Below are 20,811 nucleotides of genomic sequence, written 5' to 3'. Positions count from 1 at the left end.
TCGGACATGTCCTACATACCAATGCGTAACGGATCGGTAGTTTGGCGCCGCCTTGGGTGAAGGATCCTACTCGATCTATCACCATCGTCGTATATTTGGAGAATTGGATTTGAGTACTTCATCTCGTTGGACAACCACATATTTTCGCACTCGTGCCAAGACCGTTATCTGGCGTGGAACGTCTTCATTCTGCTTCTCACTGCTGGCTTGCGAGTCTGCGTTCGCCGCCGGACTGGTGGGAACTGCTCACACCGTCGACAGAGGCGATAATGTGGAGTCCTGGCAGCTTTCACAGCGGGCGACATTGAATATCGATCAGGCTGAGACTCTGGGCATCGTCGCTCGGCAATCTCAAGTCAATGCGGTAGGCGCCACTACTCAGCGGATTTCTACCTCCGATGGATCAGTCGTAAACCTGGCAGGTACCACTGTGACAGGTGGCAATGCGCGTGCCGGGGTTGAATTAGCCAACAGTACCGTGAGGATTTCTGGCAACAGCACTATCTCCAGTGATCGCCTTGGGCTGCAAGCCGGGCGCAACATCAACGTCAATTCCGGCTCGAAGGTGACAGTCAGTGACAGCACGATCCGGGGAGTAACAGGCGGAGCTCGTGCAACGGCCTTCAGTACTCTGGAGTTCTCAGGTTCCACTATCGAAGGGACGGGGGCAGGCAGTTTTGGTGTAACGTTGCTGAGCGGTTCCGCTTCCGCCACGGCAGGCAGCCAGATACTCGGTGGCCAGAATGGCGTACGGCTTGGACTGGAAGGTGCAGGGTTGCCTGGCAGCCATTTGCTGTTGCGAGGTTCGAGCGTTGAGGGCAAAAGCGGGTCGGCAATTGTCGTGGATTATGAGGGTACGAGCGCTGCCGCTTCCCGGATCGACGTCCTCGACGGCTCTAGGCTGACGGGTGGCAACGGGACCATTATTGAAGTCAAGGGGCTGGGCAATGCGGACGTCAATGTGGAGCGCAGTGACCTGAAGGGCAATGTGCAGATTGCGGATACCAGTACGGCAGCGCTTGGTTTCAAGCAGGCTTCGTTGACCGGAGATGTGACAGCCGATACTGGGGCAACTGCTGCTGTTGCGCTGCAGCAAAACTCGCAATTGACCGGTGTCATGACCAATGTCTCCAGCGCCACTATCGATTCGACGTCACGCTGGAATATGACGGGCAATAGTCAGGTGGGCGATTTGGTGCTCGATGGTGGTACGGTAAGGATCGGTGCCGATACCGCTTTCAATCGACTGGCCGTGCACAACCTTTCTGGTAGTGGCCTGTTTGAAATGAATGTCAATTTCGCAACAAATCAATCCGACGTGCTGAATATCACAGGAACAGCGACTGGAGATCATCGTTTGTTGGTCGCCTCAACCGGGACAGAGCTGGCAAGCGGTCAACCCGTGGATCTTGTGCATGTCGCCGGCGGTGACGCCAAATTCTCATTGGCCAACGTCAATGGCGAGGTCGATTTAGGTGCGTTTTCCTATGGCTTGAAACAGAGCGAAAGCGGCAACGACTGGTTTCTCGATCCGACTGCTCGGACGGTCAGCCCATCTACTCGCGCTGTCACAGCGCTTTTCAATACTGCCATCACTGTGCTGGATGGAGAGGCCATGTCTTTGCGCAGCCGTATGGGTGAAGTGCGTTTCAATCACTCTAAATCCGGCCCGTGGGGCAGGGCGTATGGCAGTAAGTACAATGTTTCGGACGCGTTTAGTGATGGTTATCGGCAAGATCAGCAAGGTTTCACGCTTGGCGCAGATGCTCCGCTTCCTATAGGTGGTGGACAGTTGCTGTTGGGCGCCATGGCCGGGCAAAGTCATTCTGACTTGAATTTGCACCGCGGAACCAGCGGCACGATCAAAAGTTACTATGTGGGCTCCTATCTCACTTGGATCGACAATGCCAAAGGCTATTACCTTGATAACGTCGTCAAGTTCAATCATTTCCAGAATGAAGCTAAAGTCGGGTTGAGTGATGGCAATCGTACGAAGGGCGATTACGACAACACTGGTGTCAGCGGGTCCATTGAGTTCGGACGCCATTTCGCATTCGATCAAGGCTATTTCATTGAACCGTATATCCAAGGCAGTGCTGCAATAATCCAGGGCAAGGATTATGAGTTGGCGAACGGCTTGATTGTGGAGGGTGATCGTACCCGTTCCATGCGTGCCGAGGGCGGTATGACGTTAGGTCGAAACTTGAAATTGCGCAACGGCGTTGTCTGGCAGCCTTATGCTCGTGTGGCTCTAGCTCACGAGTTCTCAAAGAACAACGAAGTACAGGTCAATAATAATGTATTCAATAACGACCTCTCCGGTTCGCGTGTAAAAGTTGGCGGCGGTGCTGCGCTTAACATGTCGGATCGATGGCAGGCGCATGCGGAACTGGAATATATGAGGGGCAACAATATCGAAATGCCGATCGGCGCTACGCTTGGTCTTCAATTCAAATGGTAAATAAATGAATTAACGAGTTATAAAAAAGCCCCTTCATTCATGATGGGGCTTTTAATGTTTTTAATGTTTGGTCAAGTCAATGAGGTGTCGAAATTCGCGATGCACGGAAAGGTTCCACTTGCGTCGGATTTAGCTATGTCCGCTGTGAAGGTGCCAGTGAAATGGTTGGTTTCCGTGTCCAGTTTATACTCTAGGGTGCCAGAAGTCGCTTTTTGTAAAGTAGGGAGCTCTTGGTTTTCGTAGCTGTTGTAAGTAACATTTGCACCGACATCAACGTCTGTAATAGCTGTTGACGCCTCAAGCTTGGATTTTTCAAAAACGATGGTGAAGGTCCGCACGAATGGCTTTTCACGGTCATAGGCAATGACGATGTAGACGTCACCCCTGCCGGGAGTCGTGCCAGATATTAATTCTGTATACAGAGCTCTGAATTTCGTCCCGTCTTCCAAGTCGGCGGTGAATTCGTCTATGAAATCGTTTTGGTTATAGCCAATTTTCAGTGCTGCGCTGCTCATGAGTTCAATCTCCATATTATCGAGTCGGGAAGATCCAAGCAGCATCGTAGGATAAGAGTGCGTGGATAACTCATATAAGACGACCTATGCTGACTTGTAAACTGTCAGATATTACAGCTATGCAAGAGGTTGTTTTTATGCTTGGGGTTGCCGTGCGATATTCAACCGAACAAGCCTGCCGCAATGTTAATCGAAAACCCCAAAATAGCCGTATTGAACACGAACCCAATCAATGATTGCGCCAGCACAATCTTTCGAATATCCCGCGTTGCAACCCCCACATCCGAAGTCTGCACAGCCACGCCGATGGTGAACGAGAAGTACAAAAAGTCCCAGTAATTGGGCGTGGTCAGTCCTTCAGCAAAACGCAGTGCCGGCTCCTTGCCGTTCCAGGTGTAAAACAACCTCGCGTAGTGCACGCAAAAGATCACCCCAATCAGCAGCCACGAACCGATTATCGTCAGCGCGGTAAAACCGTAATGCATGAGTTTGCGCGTGGTTTCCAGATCCTTGCTGCCGGCAAGCTCGAAGGTAATGGTCGCCAGACTCGCCAGTGCGGCGATGCACACCACGAACAGTACCAACCCGGCGTTCTCGTCTTCGACCTCGGCGATGCGGCGCACGTCAGGCGCCTTGGCGCGTATGGTCAGCCAGAACATCAGGATCAGGTAAGTCCACACGCCGGTGTTCCAGCCAATGAGAATTTTGCTGACGATGGAATCGGCGGGGACCAGCAGGCCGGTGGCTAGGCCGAGCACGGCGGCAGCCGAAAGGCGAGGGTGGGTGCGGGCGAGGAAGGGCATGAAAGCTCGGTGGGCTAGGGTGGTTTGAACACCTTAGCCCAGCGATGACAGATGTGGCCACTGTGCAGGATGTTTGTCAACTTTGTGGGAGCGAGCGTGCTCGCGAAGACTTCAGCAGATCCAACATTAGCGTTGGCAGACCGGACGTATTCGCGAGCAGGCTCGCTCCCACAGTTTGATCAGTGTCGTCTGGTGAATCGTTGTACGAGCTTCATGACCACGACGAAGAACACCGGCACGAAGATCACCGCAAGCGTGGCGGTGATCATCCCGCCGATCACGCCAGTGCCGATCGCTTGCTGACTCGCCGAGCTGGCACCCGTGGCGATGGCCAATGGCACCACGCCGAGAATGAACGCCAGCGAGGTCATCACGATCGGCCGCAAGCGCAAGCGAGCAGCCTGCAACGTTGCATCGATCAGGTCGTGACCTTCGTCATACAGGCTCTTGGCAAATTCGATAATGAGGATCGCGTTCTTCGCCGACAGGCCAATGATGGTAATCAGGCCAACCTTGAAGAACACGTCGTTAGGCATCCCGCGCATTGTCACCGCCAGCACCGCGCCGAGCACACCCAGCGGGACAACGAGCAGTACCGACGTCGGAATTGACCAGCTCTCGTACAGCGCCGCCAGACACAGGAACACCACCAGCAGCGACAAGCCGAGCAGAATCGGCGCCTGATTGCCGGACAAACGCTCCTGCAGCGACAGCCCGGTCCATTCCTGGCCCAGGCCTTTCGGCCCCAGCGCTACCAAACGCTCGATTTCCGCCATCGCTTCGCCGGTGCTGTGCCCGGCAGACGGTTCGCCGGAGATGGCAATCGCCGGATAGCCGTTGTACCTGGTCAACTGCGCCGGGCCTTGAATCCAGTTGGCCTGGACAAACGCCGACAGCGGCACCATGTTCCCGGCGTTGTTGCGCACATGCATTTTCAGCAAGTCGTCGACCTGACTGCGCTGATCGCCTTCGGCTTGCACAACCACGCGCTGCATGCGCCCCTGATTGGGGAAGTCATTGATGTAGCTCGAACCCACGGCAGTGGACAACACGTTGCCGATGTCGGCGAATGAAACACCCAAGGCGTTCGCCTGCTTGCGGTCAACGACCAATTGCACTTGCGGTGCCTCGGCCAGCGCACTTTCGCGCACGTTCATCAGTACCGGACTTTTTTCGGCGGCCGCGAGCAGTTCCGTACGCGCCTGCATCAAGGTCGCATGGCCCAGGCCACCGCGATCCTGCAAACGGAATTCGAAACCGCTTGAGGTGCCGAGACCATCTACTGGCGGCGGCAGCACCGAGAACGCCATGGCGTCCTTGATCTGGCTCAGCGCCGCGTTGGCGCGGTCAGCGATCGAGCTTGCGGCATCGTCGCTGCCACGTTCCGACCAATCCTTCAGCGTCGAAAACGCCAGCGCCGCGTTCTGGCCGCTACCGGAGAAGCTGAAACCCAGAATCACGACACTGTCACTGATCCCCGGCTCACCGGCGTTGTGCGCTTCGAGCTGTTCGGCTACTTGCACGGTGCGGTTCTTGGTCGCGCCCGGCGGCAGCTGGATATCGGTAATGGTGTAGCCCTGATCTTCTGTAGGCAGAAACGAAGAGGGCAGGCGCGCGAAACAGAACCCAAGTCCAATCAACAGGACGACGTAAATCATCAGGTAGCGACCAGTGCGCTTGAGCGCATAGCTGACCCAACCCTGATAGCGATCGGTCAGTTGTTCGAAACGACGATTGAACCAGCCAAAGAATCCGGACTTCTCGTGATGCTCACCTTTGGCGACAGGCTTGAGCAATGTTGCGCACAACGCCGGCGTCAACGTCAGGGCGAGAAACGCCGAGAACAGAATCGACGTCGCCATGGACAGCGAGAACTGTTGGTAGATCACGCCGACCGAGCCCTGCATGAACGCCATCGGAATAAACACCGCGACCAGCACCAGAGTGATGCCGATAATCGCGCCGGTAATCTGCGTCATTGCCTTGCGCGTGGCTTCCTTGGGCGACAAGCCCTCAGTGGCCATGATCCTCTCGACATTCTCTACCACGACGATGGCGTCATCCACCAGAATGCCGATGGCCAGCACCATGCCGAACATGGTCAGCACGTTGATCGAGAAGCCCAGCGCCAGCATGGTCGCGAACGTGCCCATCAGCGCCACCGGCACCACCAGCGTCGGGATCAGCGTGTAGCGCACGTTCTGCAGGAACAGGAACATCACTGCAAACACCAGCAGCATCGCTTCGCCAAGGGTGTAGATCACTTTGGTGATCGAGACTTTGACGAAGGGCGAGGTGTCATACGGAATCTTGTACTCCACGCCCGCCGGGAAGTAGCGCGCCAGCTCGTCCATCTTCGCCCGCACCAGCGTTGCGGTGTTGAGTGCGTTGGCGCCGGGAGAGAGCTGCACGCCAACGGCAGTGGAGGGCTTGCCGTTGAGGCGTGTGCCGAACTGGTATTCCTGACTGCCGATCTCCACTCGCGCGACGTCACCGATGCGCACCGTGGAGCCATCGCGATTGGCCTTGAGCACGATGTCGGCGAATTCCTGCGGCGTCGACAACTGGCCCTTGACCAGAATCGTCGCAGTGATTTCCTGTGCGGAAGGCGACGGCAGATCACCGATGCTACCCGCTGAAACCTGGGCGTTCTGCGCAACGATAGCCTCGTTGACATCGGCTGGCGTCAGGTTGAAAGCGATGAGCTTCCGCGGGTCGATCCAGATGCGCATGGCCCGTTCGGCGCCGTACAACTGCGCCTTGCCGACACCGTCCAGACGCTTGATCTCGTTCATCACGTTGCGCGCCAGATAATCGCTGAGCGCCACGTCATCGAGCTTGCCGTCGCTGGAGGTCAAAGTGATGAGCAAGAGGAAACCGGAAGAGACTTTCTCCACCTGCAAACCCTGCTGATTCACCGCTTGCGGCAGCCGCGACTCGACAACCTTGAGGCGGTTCTGCACATCGACCTGCGCCAGTTCCGGGTTGGTGCCCGGCTGAAAGGTTGCCTTGATCGTCGCACTGCCAAGGCTGCTCTGCGATTCGAAGTAGAGCAGGTGATCGGCGCCGTTGAGCTCTTCCTCGATCAGGCTGACCACGCTCTCATCGACGGTCTGCGCCGAGGCGCCTGGGTACACGGCATAGATTTCGATCTGCGGCGGTGCGACGTCCGGGTATTGCGCGACCGGCAACTGCGGAATGGCCAGCGCACCGGCCAACAGGATGAACAGGGCGACCACCCAGGCAAACACCGGGCGGTCGATAAAGAACTGCGGCATATAAGAGCGTCCTGCTTACTGACCAGTGGTCTGGGCAAGTGGAAGAGGGGTTTCGTCGACCTGTACTTTTTCCCCGGGACGGGCGTGTTGCAGGCCTTCGATGACAATGCGGTCGCCGGGCTTCAGGCCGCCGGTGACGATCCAGCGATTGTTCTGCACCGCACCCAGTTGCACCGGTTGCTGCGCCACGCGCATCTGCTCATCGACGGTCAGCACCTGGGCAATGCCGGCACTGTCACGCTGCACCGCGCGTTGCGGCACGGTAATGCCGTTCTGAATGGTTGCCTGTTCAAGGCGTACGCGGATGAAACTGCCCGGCAGCAGGTCGAGATCCGGATTGGGGAATTCACTGCGCAGGATGATTTGGCCAGTGCCCGGATCAACGGTGATGTCGCTGAACAGCAGCTTGCCAGGCAATGGATACAGGCTGCCGTCATCCTGAATCAGTGTGGCCTTGACCTGGTCCTGACCGACTTCCTGTAACTGCCCGGAACGGAACGCCCGGCGCAGTTCATTGAGCTCGCGAGTCGACTGGGTGAGGTCGGCATGGATCGGGTTGAGCTGCTGAATCAGCGCCAGCGGCGTGGTTTCGTTCTGCCCCACCAGCGCACCTTCGGTGACCAGCGCGCGGCCGATGCGGCCGGAAATCGGCGCGGTCACGGTGGCATAACCGAGGTTCAGTTTCGCCCGTTCCAGCGCTGCCTTGCTGGCGGCGACATCAGCGGCGGTCTGCCGGGCAGCGGCGCGGGCGTTGTCATAGTCCTGACCACTGATGGCCTGGTCCTCGATCAACTGCGAATAGCGTTGTTCTTGCAGTTTCGCCTGAAAGGCGTTGGCCTCGGCTTTGCGCAGCGCGGCTTCGGCACTGTCCAGATCCGCCTTGAAAGGTGCCGGGTCGATGCGGAACAGCACATCGCCTTTTTTCACGTCGCTCCCTTCGCGATAGGTGCGCTGCAACACCACGCCCGCCACTCGCGCACGCACTTCGGCAATCCGTGGCGCGGCGATGCGGCCGCTCAGTTCGCTGCTGATCGACAGGGGCTCGGCTTTAATGGTCTCTACGCGCACGGTGGCCGGCGGCGTCTGCTCTTCGGCGTTCGAGGATGAATCACAAGCGCTCAGCGTCAGCGCCAATGCGATCAGGCCGAGCCCGGCCAGCAGTTTTCCAGACATGTACAACCCCCAATATTGAAGGCCGCATCCTACGGCCAGACGGGGAGGTTAGCGGTGAAGCTTTGTAGTTGCTGTGTGAAATTGTGTAAGGGTTTTGCTCGGTGGTGCGCGAGGGCGTATATCCTGCAGGCCTTGAAATTTATTGCGACAGTTCGATCGCTTTCGCGAGCAGGCGCGCTCCCACAGGAGATCGCATTTCAATGTGCGAGCGAATGAGCCCTGACTGTCGCCACAGCATTTTCTGGAACACCCCATGCCCAACATCCTCCTCGTCGAAGACGACACCGCCCTCGCCGAACTGATTTCCAGCTACCTGGAGCGCAACGGTTATTCCGTCAGCGTCATCGGCCGTGGCGACCATGTGCGCGAACGGGCGCGGATCAGTCCGCCGGATCTGGTGATCCTCGACCTCATGCTGCCGGGCCTCGACGGCTTGCAGGTGTGCCGCTTGCTGCGCGCCGATTCAGCGACACTGCCGATCCTCATGCTCACGGCCCGCGATGACAGCCATGATCAGGTGCTGGGCCTGGAAATGGGCGCTGACGATTACGTCACCAAACCCTGCGAGCCACGGGTGCTGCTGGCGCGGGTGCGTACCTTGTTGCGGCGCAGCAGCCTCGGCGAACCGTTGGCCGTCAATGACCGGATCGTCATGGGCAATCTGTGCATTGACCTCTCCGAACGCACCGTGACCTGGCGCGACCAAGCGGTCGAGCTGTCCAGCGGTGAATACAATCTGCTGGTGGTGCTGGCCCGGCACGCCGGCGAAGTGCTGAGTCGCGATCAGATTCTTCAGCGTCTGCGCGGGATTGAATTCAACGGCACCGATCGCTCGGTGGACGTGGCGATTTCCAAGCTGCGACGCAAGTTCGACGATCACGCCGGCGAGGCGCGCAAGATCAAGACTGTGTGGGGCAAGGGCTATCTGTTCAGCCGCTCCGAATGGGAATGCTGAGCTGATGTTTCGCATTCTGTTTCGCCTGTATCTGGTGACGATCGTCTCCTATAGCGCGGCGATCTATCTGGTGCCGGATCTGGTGGTCATGGCCTTCCGGGATCGCTTCGTCACCTACAACCTCGACTTTTCCCGAGGTCTGCAATCGCTGATCACCAAGCAGTTTCATGCTGCGCCGCAAGAGCAGTGGCCGGAGATTGCAGCGGCGATGGACAAGGAATTCCAGCCGCTGCACATCGTCCTGACGCCAATCGACGACCCGGTGTTCACGCCCATCGAGCAGGAACGTCTGCACCGTGGTGAAAACGTGGTGCGCATCGGCGACTGGGGCTGGCGAACATTGGCGGTAACTCCGCTGAATGCGGACATGGCCGTGCGCATGGTCGTGCCGCCCGATCCGGTCGACGTCGATCTGTTGTACTGGAGCATCAACGTGCTGATCGGCGCCATGTTGCTCGGCTGCCTGTTGCTTTGGCTGCGTCCGCACTGGCGCGATCTGGAGCGCCTGAAAGGGACCGCCGAACGCTTTGGCAAAGGACACTTGAGCGAGCGGACCAGAATAGCACCGAGTTCGAACATCGGCAGCCTCGCCAACGTGTTCGACACCATGGCCGGCGATATCGAGAACCTGCTCAACCAGCAACGTGATCTGCTGAACGCCGTTTCCCATGAGCTGCGTACGCCGTTGACGCGTCTGGATTTCGGCCTGGCGCTGGCGTTGTCCGAAGACTTGCCAGCCGCCAGCCGCGAGCGCTTGCAGAGTTTGGTCGCACATATTCGTGAGCTGGATGAACTGGTACTGGAATTGCTCTCTTACAGCCGCTTGCAGAATCCGGCGCAATCGCCCGAGCGCATCGAGGTGTCGCTGGACGAGTTCATCGACAGCATTCTGGGCAGCGTCGACGAGGAACTGGAATCGCCGGAAATTGTGATCGACGTCCTGCTGCACGGTCAGCTCGAACGCTTTGCGCTGGACCCGCGCCTGACCGCCCGGGCCATCCAGAACCTGTTGCGCAATGCCATGCGCTATTGCGAAAAGCGCATTCAGATTGGCGTGCAGGTCATTGCTGGCGGTTGTGAGATATGGGTTGACGACGATGGCATCGGCATTCCCGACGACGAGCGCGAGCGGATCTTTGAACCGTTCTATCGGCTCGACCGCAGCCGTGATCGCGCGACCGGCGGATTCGGCCTCGGTCTGGCGATCAGCCGCCGCGCACTGGAAGCGCAGGGCGGCACGCTGACCGTTGAGAGTTCGCCGTTGGGTGGCGCGCGATTCAGGCTGTGGTTGCCGGCCACGGCCTGAACCGTATGAAGGAAATCAGGGCTGCGTTGTGCCGCTGGTCTGCAACACGCATTGCTGGGTTTTACTGTCCCACACCTGGCCTTTTGGGCATTCGGGTTTCTTGACGGCGTCGCTTTCATCGACGGCGAAAACAGCAGGGCTGGCCAGGGCGGCGACCAGCAGCGGGACGGCGAACAGCACTTGGCGAATGTTCATGGTCAATCTCCACGTTCATCGGCTTGGAGCGGAAGTTGTTGTTCTCATTTGCAGTGACTGTTCAGTTCTCAGGAAGATTCAAAATTGTGAGGCTGGGCCGACGGCGCAGCGGCAGATTTGCGCCGTTCCTGAATTCCGCGAATCACCAGGTACAACAGCGGCCCCACTGAAACGAACACGGTGGTCAGCAGCAAATAAGGCACTACCGACCAGACGGAGCGTCCCCGAGACCGGGCGTCCTTGACCATCCAAACACCGGCCAGTGTCGCCAGCAGGTACAGATCGATGACTACCTGCGCGGTGTCTGGTCGTGACATGAGGCTGATGCCGAAGTCGATCAGTGACTGTTCAGCCTGGAGCATTACCGAAACTGTGTACCCACTGAACGCGAGCAAAGCGGTGAGAGGCAGGGCGATGGACATCATGCTTTCCTTCCTTGGTGTGATGAGCAGAATCGCCAGCCTACCGGCGCGAAGCACAATTGACCATTGACTTGTCATCCGCCGGCAGGCTAATTTCCAGCCCATGACTTTCACCGTATCGCGCCGCCAGCCAAGCATTATCACCGCCATTCCTCATTTGGCGGGCTAGCTCACGACTGCAGCACCCAACCCGCCCTAGAGGCGGGTTTTTACTTTCTGTCTCCGGGGTTCTGAAAAATGTCAGGAGACGACCATGCCGCACTGCCCCGACCAGCAAGCACTGCTTGAGCACTACGTGAAAAAGATTCTGGCCGCGCCGGTGTACGACATTGCGGTGCGTACGCCATTGCAGTTTGCGCCAGCGTTGTCTGAAACAATGGGCAACCGGATCTTGCTCAAGCGCGAAGATCTGCAACCGACGTTCTCTTTCAAGATCCGTGGTGCTTACAACAAACTCGTGCAACTGAGCGAAGAGCAGAGAGCGCGGGGAGTGATCACTGCATCGGCGGGTAATCACGCGCAGGGTGTAGCGCTGGCGGCACGGGAGTTGGGCATCTGCGCGACGATCGTCATGCCGTCTACCACCCCTGAGCTCAAAGTCCTCGGCGTGCGCAGTCGCGGTGCCGAAGCACTGCTGCATGGCGAGAGTTTCCCGTTTGCTCTGGCCCACGCGTTGCATTTGGCTGAACACACCGGATGCACGTTCGTTTCACCGTTCGATGATCCCGAAGTGATCGCCGGACAAGGCACCGTGGCGATGGAAATACTGCGCCAGCATCAAGGCGCGCTGGATGCGATCTTTATCCCGGTCGGCGGCGGAGGCTTGATCGCCGGTATCGCGGCCTACGTCAAATACCTGCGCCCGGAAGTGCGGATCATTGGCGTCGAATCCGAACATTCGGCCTGTCTGCAAGCCGCTTTGCGCGCGGACGAGCGGGTGGTTCTACCAAGCGTCGGTACCTTTGCCGATGGCGTAGCGGTGGCGCAGATCGGCGCGTATGGCTTTGAGGTTTGCCGCTTCTGCGTAGATGAAGTAATCACGGTCAGCAATGACGAGCTCTGCGCCGCGATCAAGAATATATACGACGATACCCGTTCGATCACTGAACCGTCGGGGGCGCTGGCCGTGGCGGGGATCAAGCAGTACGTGGCGCGCAGCGGCGCTCGCGATCAGACATTCGTCGCCATCGACTCCGGGGCCAACATCAACTTCGACAGCCTGCGCCATGTCGCCGAGCGCGCCGCTGCTTGCGGCGTGCCGGCGTAACAAGCGCTCGGGTTATTCCTGCAGGGCGGTGCCGACTTTTTCCGACGCCGACCAGATGCGATAGCGCACTTCGACGTCCGATGGCGCGTACACCACGACTGGCAACTTGCTGTTGTAGCGCAACATGAAGCCGTCACCGACAACCGGAACGAAAGCGCGCTTTTTCTGGCTGCCGGGCGGGCAGGCCATCATCGTGCTCATCGGGCCGATGACCTTTTCCAGGCGATAGAACGGATAGCCCCAGCCTTGCAGGTTCTTTTCATCGAGAACACCGCCCAGACGCTGGCGATTGCAATCCACTTCGAGGGTTTTGCCGGCGAGAATTTCAACCTGGAAATTCTCTTCCTGCTCTTGTTTCGGCAGATGGATGACCTGACGGGTAAACCCGGCTTCGGCTTTGGGATACGGCGCCACGTCTTCGAGCTTGGCGGCGTGGGCGAGGGTGGAAAGATTGGCGATTAACAGCCCAGTGATCGCGCAAATGCGTAAGGAATTCATGGAAGCCTCCGTGCGGGTTGAATTGCAATGGGAGACATTCTTGCCGTCATGGTCTTCGAAAGCAAATTCAGCCGGAGATTGCAGATTGCAGTGGACGGGCGGTCGGTTCATGCATTCTGCAAATAGCAGGATACTGGCCATGTTTCCAAGTGCTTGATTTTGCAGGGCGCCAAACGAACCGATCAAAGGCACGTTTTATGCGTTCTTCCGGTGAGGCGCACCGGATTTGGGCGCCTACACTCCAATGGGCATTTCGCAGTACCACCACTTGCCGCACCACGGAAACAGCGGGGGCACACCCGTGAAGGCGCAGCGAAGGGTCAGCGTGAATACTTGATTGGCAATCGCACAGAAAGGAGAGGGTTCGCCATGTTTTTATCTGCCTTGGAATTACGCAATATCATTGAAAGCAGCTTCCTGCCGAAACGCTGCCAGTGCACGCTGTCACCCGACTTGTCGATGTCCGTCAAAGTGTTTGGCGACCATCGGACCGACCAAGCCGATCTCTACGTCAGCGGAATCGACGCCAGCCGCCTGAACAGCTGCCGTGAAATCAACAACCTGGTCGCTGGCCTGCGTTCCGACCTCGCGCAACAAACCACGACACATCAAACCAGCGCTCGTTCTCGAGCCGTTTAACCCACCGTTTCACCCAGTTCGACCGTCACGCGCCGGGCCTGCACGAAACCCAGGCCCAGCGCGAACTCGACCAGCACCGCGAGCAAGATCCCGGGGCCGGCATGACCATTGAGCCATTCGCCAAAACCCAACGCCGCCAAACCGAAACAACCGACGATAAAACCATTGCTCAGTGCACTGCGTGCCGCTGACGGCGGAGCATTGCGCAGCAAATAAAACATCACCCCCAACGCCGCAAACAGCACCGCGCTGCGCCTTGCGACTACGCCGGTGCCTTCCGAATAGCCAATACTCCAGATCGCCAGCAACACCTCCGGAAAAAATCCCCAGACCAGCGCCAGCAGAAAACACAGGATTGAAGTGAAGCTCGACAACGTGCGGAACGACAACTGCATGGCCAATCCTTGCGGCAGTAGGGAAGGCCCCGAGCATAACCGCCGAAGCCACCCCACGCCTATGGCCAAGCGGAAAATCAGAAGCGTCTGTCAGTTCTGCTGACGGCATGCGTCAGACAATTTCCGGTAGCTGATTTCCTCGGGATTACCGGCTTTGTCGATGTACTTCATATCGGCCGTAACCACTTTGCACAATTGCGTTGGTGGCTCAGTCAACGACACCACCTTGGATGTAGCAGAAGTGTCATTGGCCTGGGCCAGCCCGGCAAATGCGATGCAGGCGAGGGCGACGCTGAGCGATAAAGCGCGAATGTTCAATTTGCTGCAGGTGGCGCAGCAGCAGATGTTGAGCTGGAAGGCGCCGGTTTGATGAGAAAATGATTGGACGTGGCCACGGGAGGGAGTGAGAAACGACCCGTGTTTCAGCGTGGCAAGATTTCCGTTTCGTGACGAAGCGGATCCAGCACCGTCGATGCCCACATCAACTCGATACGATTGTTCGGAAGAAAATAGACATGCAACGTGTCATCGCCGCGGTTGCGTGAGGGTAAGTGCACTTGCACTTCGTGTCTTTCGATCTTCATCCCTTGGTCCTCTTGAGCTTTAGACATGCTCAGAATCCACGCAACTTTAGCGGTGTTGCCATCGATGCTCCAACAGCAGGTCACGCCTCCGTTACCGCCCCAGTGACCATTTACCCAATAGCTGCCAATGGGACGATCAGTGTAGTTGTGGGATGTAAGGGCAGCCCCGGGCGTACGAACACGGTCATGAATTAGAGATGTCACAAAAGCGGCCAGCAGCACTGTCACGCAGATCACTATCTTCGTGCGACTGGATATGGGCGCTTGGCTGAATCGCATATTTTTACTGCGCCTCAATGCTTCCCGACACCGTCTTGGTTGGTCGGGGTTCAAATGGGCTAAACAAGTCAGGACTCCATCCGAGCCGTACTTTATAACCCGGATCAAAGCGCACATGCAGGTACTGATCGTGCGGGCCGCGCTGGGGAAGCGAAAGCTGAAGTTCATGGCGCTCTTCTACCGAGCCCTGTATTTGCTGCTGTTGGGTTATGTCCAATATCCAGGTGACTTTAGCTGTGTCTCCCTCAAATTTGGAGCAGCACATTATTCCACCGCCGCCCATTGCGAACAGATTGCCGCCCCAAAAGTCATTTACCCAAAAACTGAAAATTGGGCGGTCTGTGTAATTTTCTGATGTCAGCATGGCGCCGGGCGTACGAAATAGATTAATGATTTTTGGGGTGGCGTAGCTAATCAGCAAAGCTAGTAAAGCAACGGCTATTCGCCTTCTTCGCCATGTTCGTTTTCGACGTGCGTCCGCAGCAATATCTATCAAGCGCATGAAATCCAAACTAGAAAAGCAATATTGAGTCTTTGAGACTGAAATGAATCTTCCTGAGTTTAGGTTGATGCACCGGGAGCCTCTGCTGAAGGTTTCCGCATCATCTGTTCCAGATAGTCGGGGGCCATGCCTTTGGTTTTATTCAGGCTCGGCATGTCGAACTCTCGAACGCGAAAGTATTTAGGTATCGGAATACCCGTGCCCCGAGGTATCTGTTGGATCATGTATTGATCGTTTACGTAAAATTCGAGTAGATCTTCAACGTCGAAACTAAGGCCTTTAGGGACAGCAGCGAACCACTCGTCTAGCAGTGCTTTTACTGGGGCAGATGGGAAGCTGGTTTTCAACCTCCAGGCTTCGCGGTCTACGTCCTCAAGCCAACTTAGCTCGGCGCGGAGGGCAGCCTTGCCTTGCTGAGTTTGCTTGAGAGCCTGATCGCGTTTTGCTGCTTGAGCGGCGCTTTCGCTGCTCATCCCTAGCGCTCGTGCGATTGAGCCTTGTTTGCTAAAAATAGGACGTTGCAGGCGCTCTTCTTGGTCGTCATATGCTTGATGCTGCCCACGATACAACTCCCATAAACCACGCAAACGTTGGATATACAATCGACGATGGGCTAGGAAGCTTTCAGCAGATACTTTTTTATTACCCGCTTTACTCATGTAATCTTTGCTCGCGCCGATCGCGCTTGCGCCGTTGATATGATCGTTCAGTATGAAATACTCGGCGATATCTGGCTGGCTCTCATGCAATTCGTCAAGTGTAGGAAAGGGAACTCCTGCCTTTCGGGCAGCTTGATACATTTCATGCAAACTTGCTAGTTGAAGCTCCGTGCTATGAGCGACGTCGGTTTTTTTCAAACCGCCTCCCACGTCGTAGCTCGTCCCTGGTACTAATCGTTCCTCCCATTTAGGAGTGGACGGACCAGTGCCGATCAGCCTGGAGCGGCGAGAATCCTGGCACTCATGGGCGGCAACAAGATGAAGCGCAGATTTAACGGGCCCAGCGAGGCACTCGCCGTCATCCACAATGTTCACAAACGGGATGAAATATTCCAGTAAAATAGAGCTGTCGCCGCTTCGATCCACCGCGTCAAACAATCCGGCGAAATTCACTTCGAGTTGGGCGCCTTTAAAAACATTTGTTGCGGGATCACACTCTTCGAACAGTTTATGGGTGAATGCTCGAGCAAGACTCGCCCCGAAGTCATATCCAAAGACAGAGATGGAAATACGCTTTACAGGCGCGCCACTTTTTTCTCTTGCATCAGCGAGTGTCTTTTCTACGACTTTAAATGCTGCCTCAAGTCGCGTATCAACGCCTGTTTTGAAAAAAGTAGCGGTATACTCGTTGTCTCGAGTTATTCCGAAAAGATCTAGCCCCGCCGGCGCTGCGGCTTTAATGGCTCCGGAGATGACATTGCCAACCTTCAGGTTGTTTAACAAAGATTCCCACCATTTTTTACCCGTGAGAATATCTTTTGCTGCATCAAGTGGGCTCTTACTGAAAGTGTCTTCGGGGGATTTCAAAGCACTGTCTTTGGCTCGGCTCAACGCGCCATCAATGCCAGCCCCGCTGGTAGCAGCGCCGCCGCCGAGTGACGCATCGAAGTCAGACCCTAGACCGGATATGTAGAATCTGCGGCGATCCACATTTGTTTGAATTCTGTCTTGGCCAGTGTCATCCGGATGTGCGAAAAACAGGCGGGCCACATTGCTTAGGTTACCTTCCTGAATATCGTTGACCGAATTTCGACCGAACCCATCAAAAAAAAATGAGATGTGTAGCGTGGACTCGCAGGGCAAAACTGATTTTTTCTGCCCGTCAGTAACTGCGCAAGCTTTTGTACTGACCGTCTGAGCACGATCTAGATTAGAGTTTCCGCTCATTTCAGGCTTCCTTGCTCCGGACTGGTTGAAGATCTATGGAATTTTTCGAATGGGCTAACGAGGTCAGGACTCCATTTCAGTTCTACGATATTTCCAGGAAGGAATCGTACGTGAAGAAATTCATCTGTCCTCTGACGTTCAGGTAAGGGAAGAATTCTTTCATGAGTTTCTTTTTTTACCCCTTGACGGAGTTGCTCTCCAGTTCGGCTAAGAATCCAAGTTACTTTTACAGTAGGCCCTTGAATTTTTTTGCAGCACATAGTGCCGCCGCCTCCCATTGCGGCGAGATTTCCGCCCCAGAAATCGTTTATCCAAAAGCTTAGAATAGGCCGATCCATATAGTTCGCAGATGTCAACATCGCACCCGGCGTACGAAACTGGTTATAAAGATACGATCCAATGAAAGGCAGCAGTAAAACGAATACCCCGATGACAAGATTGCGGCGACGCCAGATTTTTTGCCGCTTAGTATTCATGGCCACGGTCATTTACGTAAATTCCTTATCCAGCAATGCATCTTGAATATCCAGAAAACTTGAGACAGACAGAAAGTGCTGATCAACATGCTCATCTCGACACTCACTCCGACAACTCTCGCATCACCACACCAAGCGGCAACCTCTCTCCAATTGCCCGTTCTTTCGCCTTCTCCCACATCGGCCAGTTCGACGGAAATTCGCGGTCCATCAATTGCAGGCTGGCAAAGAGAGTGACGTCTTCCGCGTCTGTTAAACCTTCACTGCGGCCAGCGTCCAGCGCTTCTTTCACTTGCTTCAACCGTGCACCGTGGCAGGTGCTGGCAAACACTTCAGGCGCTTCTTTTTCCAGTTCAGTAGTGAGGCTGTAGGGCAGGGGATCGATCTCCATGTCCGTCCACAGCTTTGCGTCAAGAAAAATAGGCTCGTATCTTCCGGGCTTTTCAAGGTTGAGGCCCTTCAGAGAGTGCCATTGATCTTCTTCTGTGGGCACCCACCACTCCTGCAGTGGGCCAAACAGCCAAGCATGCCAAGACAGATCATCGCGTGCGTACAGCATCGGCAGCACTTCTGGCGCGTAGCTACGGATCATCAGGACTTCGCCAGCTTCATTTTTTGCCAGCAACGCATCACTCAGGTGAGCGGCGAGCTTGTCGGCTGGGCAGTCGGTACGAATCCAACTGGCCATTGCGGTGCAGCCGGTGAAGTGTTCGTGAGCGAGAAAGGCTTCGAAATCCATGTGGCTAACGTCGACCAGCCACGGGCCGTAGTTGCGCAGTTCGGCGAATTCCGGTTGCACCATCAACGGCCGTCGTGACGGGTCAGCTCTGACGAACTGCAATCGATCGGGTTCTGGCAACAGGCCGATCTCAACGATCGCGAATATCGACTGAGCGTTCTTTTGCGCTTCGCTCCAGGCTTTAGCTGCGTCACTCTTTGTCATCAATTGGCCCCCGATTGCAGGGCGAGTTTTTCACGCATGGCTTTTTTCAGGCATTCGACGCAGATGCCGGTAGGTGCTTTGAGTTTCGGCGTCACGGCGAGGGACTCCGCCTGCATCATCTGGTTAGCGCGGGTTTGCATCAGGCGTCCGGCGTTATCAATGGCTGCGAGTCCCGGAATGAATGGGGCGAGGATCTGAATGCCGGTACCGGCTCCCGGACCACCACCCGAATTCACCTTCACTTCCGTGCCGCTGATGGTCACACTACCCGCATCAACCTTCACAAAACTCCCACCAGCCTTGGCGGTCAGCTCCATGCCACCCTCAACCACCACCTTGTCACCAGCGTGATAGTGAATCTCCGTCCCAGCCTCAACAAACTGCCCAGTCCCCACCTTCACATGCTGCGTCACACCCACCGTCAGGTGATCATCCGCGCGCATTTCGCTGATGCGGTCCAGATGGGTGATGCGGTGCTCTTCGACCTTGAACTCGCTCAGCACATTGGCTTCAACAGTGTCGTGGCGTTCGTTGCCGACGCGGATTTTCTGGTCGTGTTCGATGTTTTCGTCCCAGTCGCGCTGGGCGTGGATGTAGATCTGTTCAGCGCCTTTTTTGTCTTCGATGCGGAATTCGTTGTAGCCCTTGCCGCCCGGGGAGCTGAGGGTTTTGAAGGTGCTGCGGGTCTTGTTGGCCGGCAGGTCGTAGGGGACGACGTTTTCCTTGTGGTACAGGCAGCCGGTGACGAGAGGCTGGTCGGGGTCGCCTTCGAGGAAAGTGACGAGGACTTCCATGCCGATGCGCGGGATGGCGATGCCGCCGTAGGCTGCGCCGGCCCAGCCGCTGGCGACGCGCATCCAGCAGGTGGTTTTGTCGTCGGACTGGCCGTCGCGGTCCCAGTGGAACTGCACTTTGATGCGGCCGTACTGGTCGCAGTGGATTTCTTCACCGGCAGGACCCGTGACGACGGCGGTCTGGCTGCCGAGGACTTTCGGTTTCGGATGTTCGAGGGCAGGGCGGTAGTGCGCGTCCCACGGGGTGGCGAGGAAGCTGTTGCGGTAGCCCTGATGGAAATCGCTTTTGTTGTCGGTGACGTCGCTGGTGACGTTTTCGCCGAGCACTTGCGGTTGTTTGCCTTCGTGGAAGACTTCCAGCAGCAGCCAGAGGTCGTTCCACTCGGCGCGCGGATGTTCGGCGAGTGTGAGGAAATGGCCGCTGGTCAGCGTCGGTTCATCACCTTTGCCTTCGGTGAGTTTGTAGTCGCTGCGATGGCGTTCGAGGGCGCGGGTCGAGAGGAACTTGCCGCGCTCGCGGGTGGTGAAGCGGCCGGGGTAATCGTAGTCTTCCAGGTCCGGGGCGAATTCGGATTTGACCGCGCCTTCGGGCAGCAGCTTGGGTTTTTCGAAATCGTAGTCGCGACGGCTGACGCGGGTGGTGCGGGTTTCCAGGCGCAGGTTGAAGCGCTTGATCACCGGTTTCTCCGCAGCCATGCCGGAGTCCTGCTGGTAGCTGACCGGCTTCAGTTTGCGGAATACGGTCTGGTCGTCGCCGAACACCAGTTTGTGGCCGCTGCTGCTGTGCTGGAAGTGGAAGTGAATGCCTTCCTCTTCGCACAGACGCTGGATGAAGTGCAGGTCGGACTCATCGTATTGCACGCAATACTCGCGTTCCGGGTACTCGGCGCCGAGCTGGAAGCTGTAGGCGTCGGAGAGAATGCCGCGATCTTCCAACACCTGGGCGATGATTTTCGGCACCGTCAGTTGCTGGAAGATCTGCTGATCATGGTTGTGCTGCAGATAGGCCAGTTGCGGCATCAGGCTGATGCTGTAGCGGGTCAGGGTCTTGCCGGAGTCGCCCTGCTCGATGCGATAGACCTGACCGTGAATCTTGCCTTCGCCGGTGGCGCCGAACGTCAGGCAGGCGCGCTTGTGCAGCAGCTCTTCGAGCTTCAGGTCGGGGCGGGCGCTGACCAGTTCGAGGTCGAAACGGAACGGTTCGTTGAGGGCTTCGCGACCGGTGAAGCTGAGGACTTGCAGGTCGGCGTTGGCGTCTTCGATCGAGAGGGTGATGTGGGTTGCATTGGCGTCCAGCATGCCTTGAATTCCGTCCGTTGAATAAGCAGGTGATGGATGTTGCAGGATTAGACGGCCTCATTCAAGGCGCAAATGGCGTAGGTGTGGGGCCTTGATGCCATAGGGAAAACCCTTAGGAGGGCGGTTTGGGTCAGTGAAATC

The 20,811-nt window shown here is 56.7% G+C and carries 19 protein-coding genes and 1 pseudogene; 5 read left to right on the top strand and 15 right to left on the bottom strand.

Annotated features, from left to right (window positions below; genetic code table 11):
- Window positions 1–109: 109 nt before the first annotated feature.
- Window positions 110–2,461 carry an autotransporter outer membrane beta-barrel domain-containing protein gene (locus tag HU724_RS15815; protein ID WP_186569100.1) on the top strand — a complete coding sequence of 784 codons (2,352 nt, stop codon included), beginning with the start codon at window positions 110–112 and terminating at the stop codon, window positions 2,459–2,461.
- A 71-nt stretch (window positions 2,462–2,532) separates the two neighbouring features.
- On the opposite strand, the gene HU724_RS15810 is transcribed toward HU724_RS15815, so the two are convergent.
- The 4 genes from HU724_RS15810 to HU724_RS15795 form a co-directional block, all read right to left on the bottom strand.
- On the bottom strand, window positions 2,533–2,976 hold the full coding sequence (locus tag HU724_RS15810) for a hypothetical protein (protein ID WP_186569099.1): 444 nt from the start codon (window positions 2,974–2,976) through the stop codon (window positions 2,533–2,535).
- A gap of 161 nt (window positions 2,977–3,137) precedes the next feature.
- Window positions 3,138–3,779 (bottom strand): DUF1345 domain-containing protein, encoded by a 642-nt coding sequence (locus HU724_RS15805; RefSeq protein ID WP_186569098.1) that lies wholly within the window; start codon window positions 3,777–3,779, stop codon window positions 3,138–3,140.
- 179 nt (window positions 3,780–3,958) lie between these two features.
- Window positions 3,959–7,057, bottom strand: a complete 3,099-nt coding sequence (locus HU724_RS15800; RefSeq protein ID WP_186569097.1) for a multidrug efflux RND transporter permease subunit — start codon at window positions 7,055–7,057, stop codon at window positions 3,959–3,961.
- Between the two features lie 15 nt (window positions 7,058–7,072).
- Complete coding sequence (locus HU724_RS15795) at window positions 7,073–8,230, bottom strand: efflux RND transporter periplasmic adaptor subunit (protein ID WP_186569096.1); 1,158 nt, start codon at window positions 8,228–8,230, stop codon at window positions 7,073–7,075.
- A 253-nt stretch (window positions 8,231–8,483) separates the two neighbouring features.
- On the opposite strand from HU724_RS15795, the gene HU724_RS15790 reads away from it, so the two are divergent.
- Both HU724_RS15790 and HU724_RS15785 read left to right on the top strand, forming a co-directional pair.
- Complete coding sequence (locus HU724_RS15790; protein WP_016774890.1) at window positions 8,484–9,185, top strand: response regulator; 702 nt, start codon at window positions 8,484–8,486, stop codon at window positions 9,183–9,185.
- A 4-nt stretch (window positions 9,186–9,189) separates the two neighbouring features.
- Window positions 9,190–10,491, top strand: a complete 1,302-nt coding sequence (locus tag HU724_RS15785) for an ATP-binding protein (protein ID WP_073476613.1) — start codon at window positions 9,190–9,192, stop codon at window positions 10,489–10,491.
- A gap of 15 nt (window positions 10,492–10,506) precedes the next feature.
- Here the strand turns inward: HU724_RS15785 and HU724_RS15780 are convergent, their stop codons facing one another.
- Together HU724_RS15780 and HU724_RS15775 are read right to left on the bottom strand one after the other, a co-directional pair.
- Window positions 10,507–10,686, bottom strand: coding sequence for a hypothetical protein (locus HU724_RS15780; protein ID WP_071172577.1), 180 nt, complete (start codon window positions 10,684–10,686; stop codon window positions 10,507–10,509).
- A gap of 68 nt (window positions 10,687–10,754) precedes the next feature.
- Window positions 10,755–11,111: a DUF2834 domain-containing protein gene (locus HU724_RS15775; protein WP_186569134.1), complete on the bottom strand. Its 357-nt coding sequence runs from the start codon at window positions 11,109–11,111 to the stop codon at window positions 10,755–10,757.
- 250 nt (window positions 11,112–11,361) lie between these two features.
- Between HU724_RS15775 and ilvA the strand changes: the two are divergent.
- Window positions 11,362–12,351, top strand: a pseudogene (gene ilvA / locus HU724_RS15770) (threonine ammonia-lyase, biosynthetic); the annotation flags it as partial.
- A 36-nt stretch (window positions 12,352–12,387) separates the two neighbouring features.
- Here ilvA and eco read toward each other — a convergent pair.
- Window positions 12,388–12,873: a serine protease inhibitor ecotin gene (gene eco / locus HU724_RS15765; RefSeq protein ID WP_125926527.1), complete on the bottom strand. Its 486-nt coding sequence runs from the start codon at window positions 12,871–12,873 to the stop codon at window positions 12,388–12,390.
- Window positions 12,874–13,242: 369 nt separating this feature from the next.
- Here eco and HU724_RS15760 point away from each other — a divergent pair, with 369 nt between their 5' ends.
- Complete coding sequence (locus HU724_RS15760; protein ID WP_016774885.1) at window positions 13,243–13,512, top strand: DUF1652 domain-containing protein; 270 nt, start codon at window positions 13,243–13,245, stop codon at window positions 13,510–13,512.
- Here HU724_RS15760 and HU724_RS15755 read toward each other — a convergent pair.
- The 8 genes from HU724_RS15755 to HU724_RS15720 all read right to left on the bottom strand — a co-directional run bounded on the left by HU724_RS15755 (window position 13,509) and on the right by HU724_RS15720 (window position 20,670).
- Window positions 13,509–13,907 carry a hypothetical protein gene (locus tag HU724_RS15755; RefSeq protein WP_122746120.1) on the bottom strand — a complete coding sequence of 133 codons (399 nt, stop codon included), beginning with the start codon at window positions 13,905–13,907 and terminating at the stop codon, window positions 13,509–13,511. The two genes, HU724_RS15760 and HU724_RS15755, sit on opposite strands and share 4 nt — an antisense overlap.
- Before the next feature lie 90 nt (window positions 13,908–13,997).
- Complete coding sequence (locus tag HU724_RS15750; protein ID WP_186569133.1) at window positions 13,998–14,225, bottom strand: DUF2790 domain-containing protein; 228 nt, start codon at window positions 14,223–14,225, stop codon at window positions 13,998–14,000.
- A 104-nt stretch (window positions 14,226–14,329) separates the two neighbouring features.
- Window positions 14,330–14,770, bottom strand: a complete 441-nt coding sequence (locus tag HU724_RS15745) for a DUF3304 domain-containing protein (protein ID WP_122603679.1) — start codon at window positions 14,768–14,770, stop codon at window positions 14,330–14,332.
- Between the two features lie 4 nt (window positions 14,771–14,774).
- A complete protein-coding gene (locus HU724_RS15740) occupies window positions 14,775–15,272 on the bottom strand; it encodes a DUF3304 domain-containing protein (protein ID WP_189691491.1) in 498 nt (165 codons plus the stop codon).
- Window positions 15,273–15,331: 59 nt separating this feature from the next.
- Window positions 15,332–17,158 (bottom strand): phospholipase effector Tle1 domain-containing protein, encoded by a 1,827-nt coding sequence (locus tag HU724_RS15735; RefSeq protein WP_122603678.1) that lies wholly within the window; start codon window positions 17,156–17,158, stop codon window positions 15,332–15,334.
- Window positions 17,155–17,646, bottom strand: coding sequence for a DUF3304 domain-containing protein (locus tag HU724_RS15730; RefSeq protein ID WP_189691490.1), 492 nt, complete (start codon window positions 17,644–17,646; stop codon window positions 17,155–17,157). The genes HU724_RS15735 and HU724_RS15730 overlap by 4 nt, the downstream gene beginning before the upstream one ends.
- 91 nt (window positions 17,647–17,737) lie before the next feature.
- Entirely contained in the window at window positions 17,738–18,577 is an 840-nt protein-coding gene (locus HU724_RS15725) for a DUF4123 domain-containing protein (RefSeq protein WP_186569094.1), read from the bottom strand.
- Window positions 18,577–20,670 (bottom strand): type VI secretion system Vgr family protein, encoded by a 2,094-nt coding sequence (locus HU724_RS15720; protein WP_186569093.1) that lies wholly within the window; start codon window positions 20,668–20,670, stop codon window positions 18,577–18,579. The genes HU724_RS15725 and HU724_RS15720 overlap by 1 nt, the downstream gene beginning before the upstream one ends.
- Window positions 20,671–20,811: the final 141 nt, after the last annotated feature.

It is taken from the genome of Pseudomonas iranensis, assembly GCF_014268585.2.
Lineage (GTDB): Bacteria > Pseudomonadota > Gammaproteobacteria > Pseudomonadales > Pseudomonadaceae > Aquipseudomonas > Aquipseudomonas iranensis.
The sequence above is the reverse complement of the archived record's forward strand: the minus strand, read 5'-3'. Positions and strand labels throughout refer to the sequence as shown.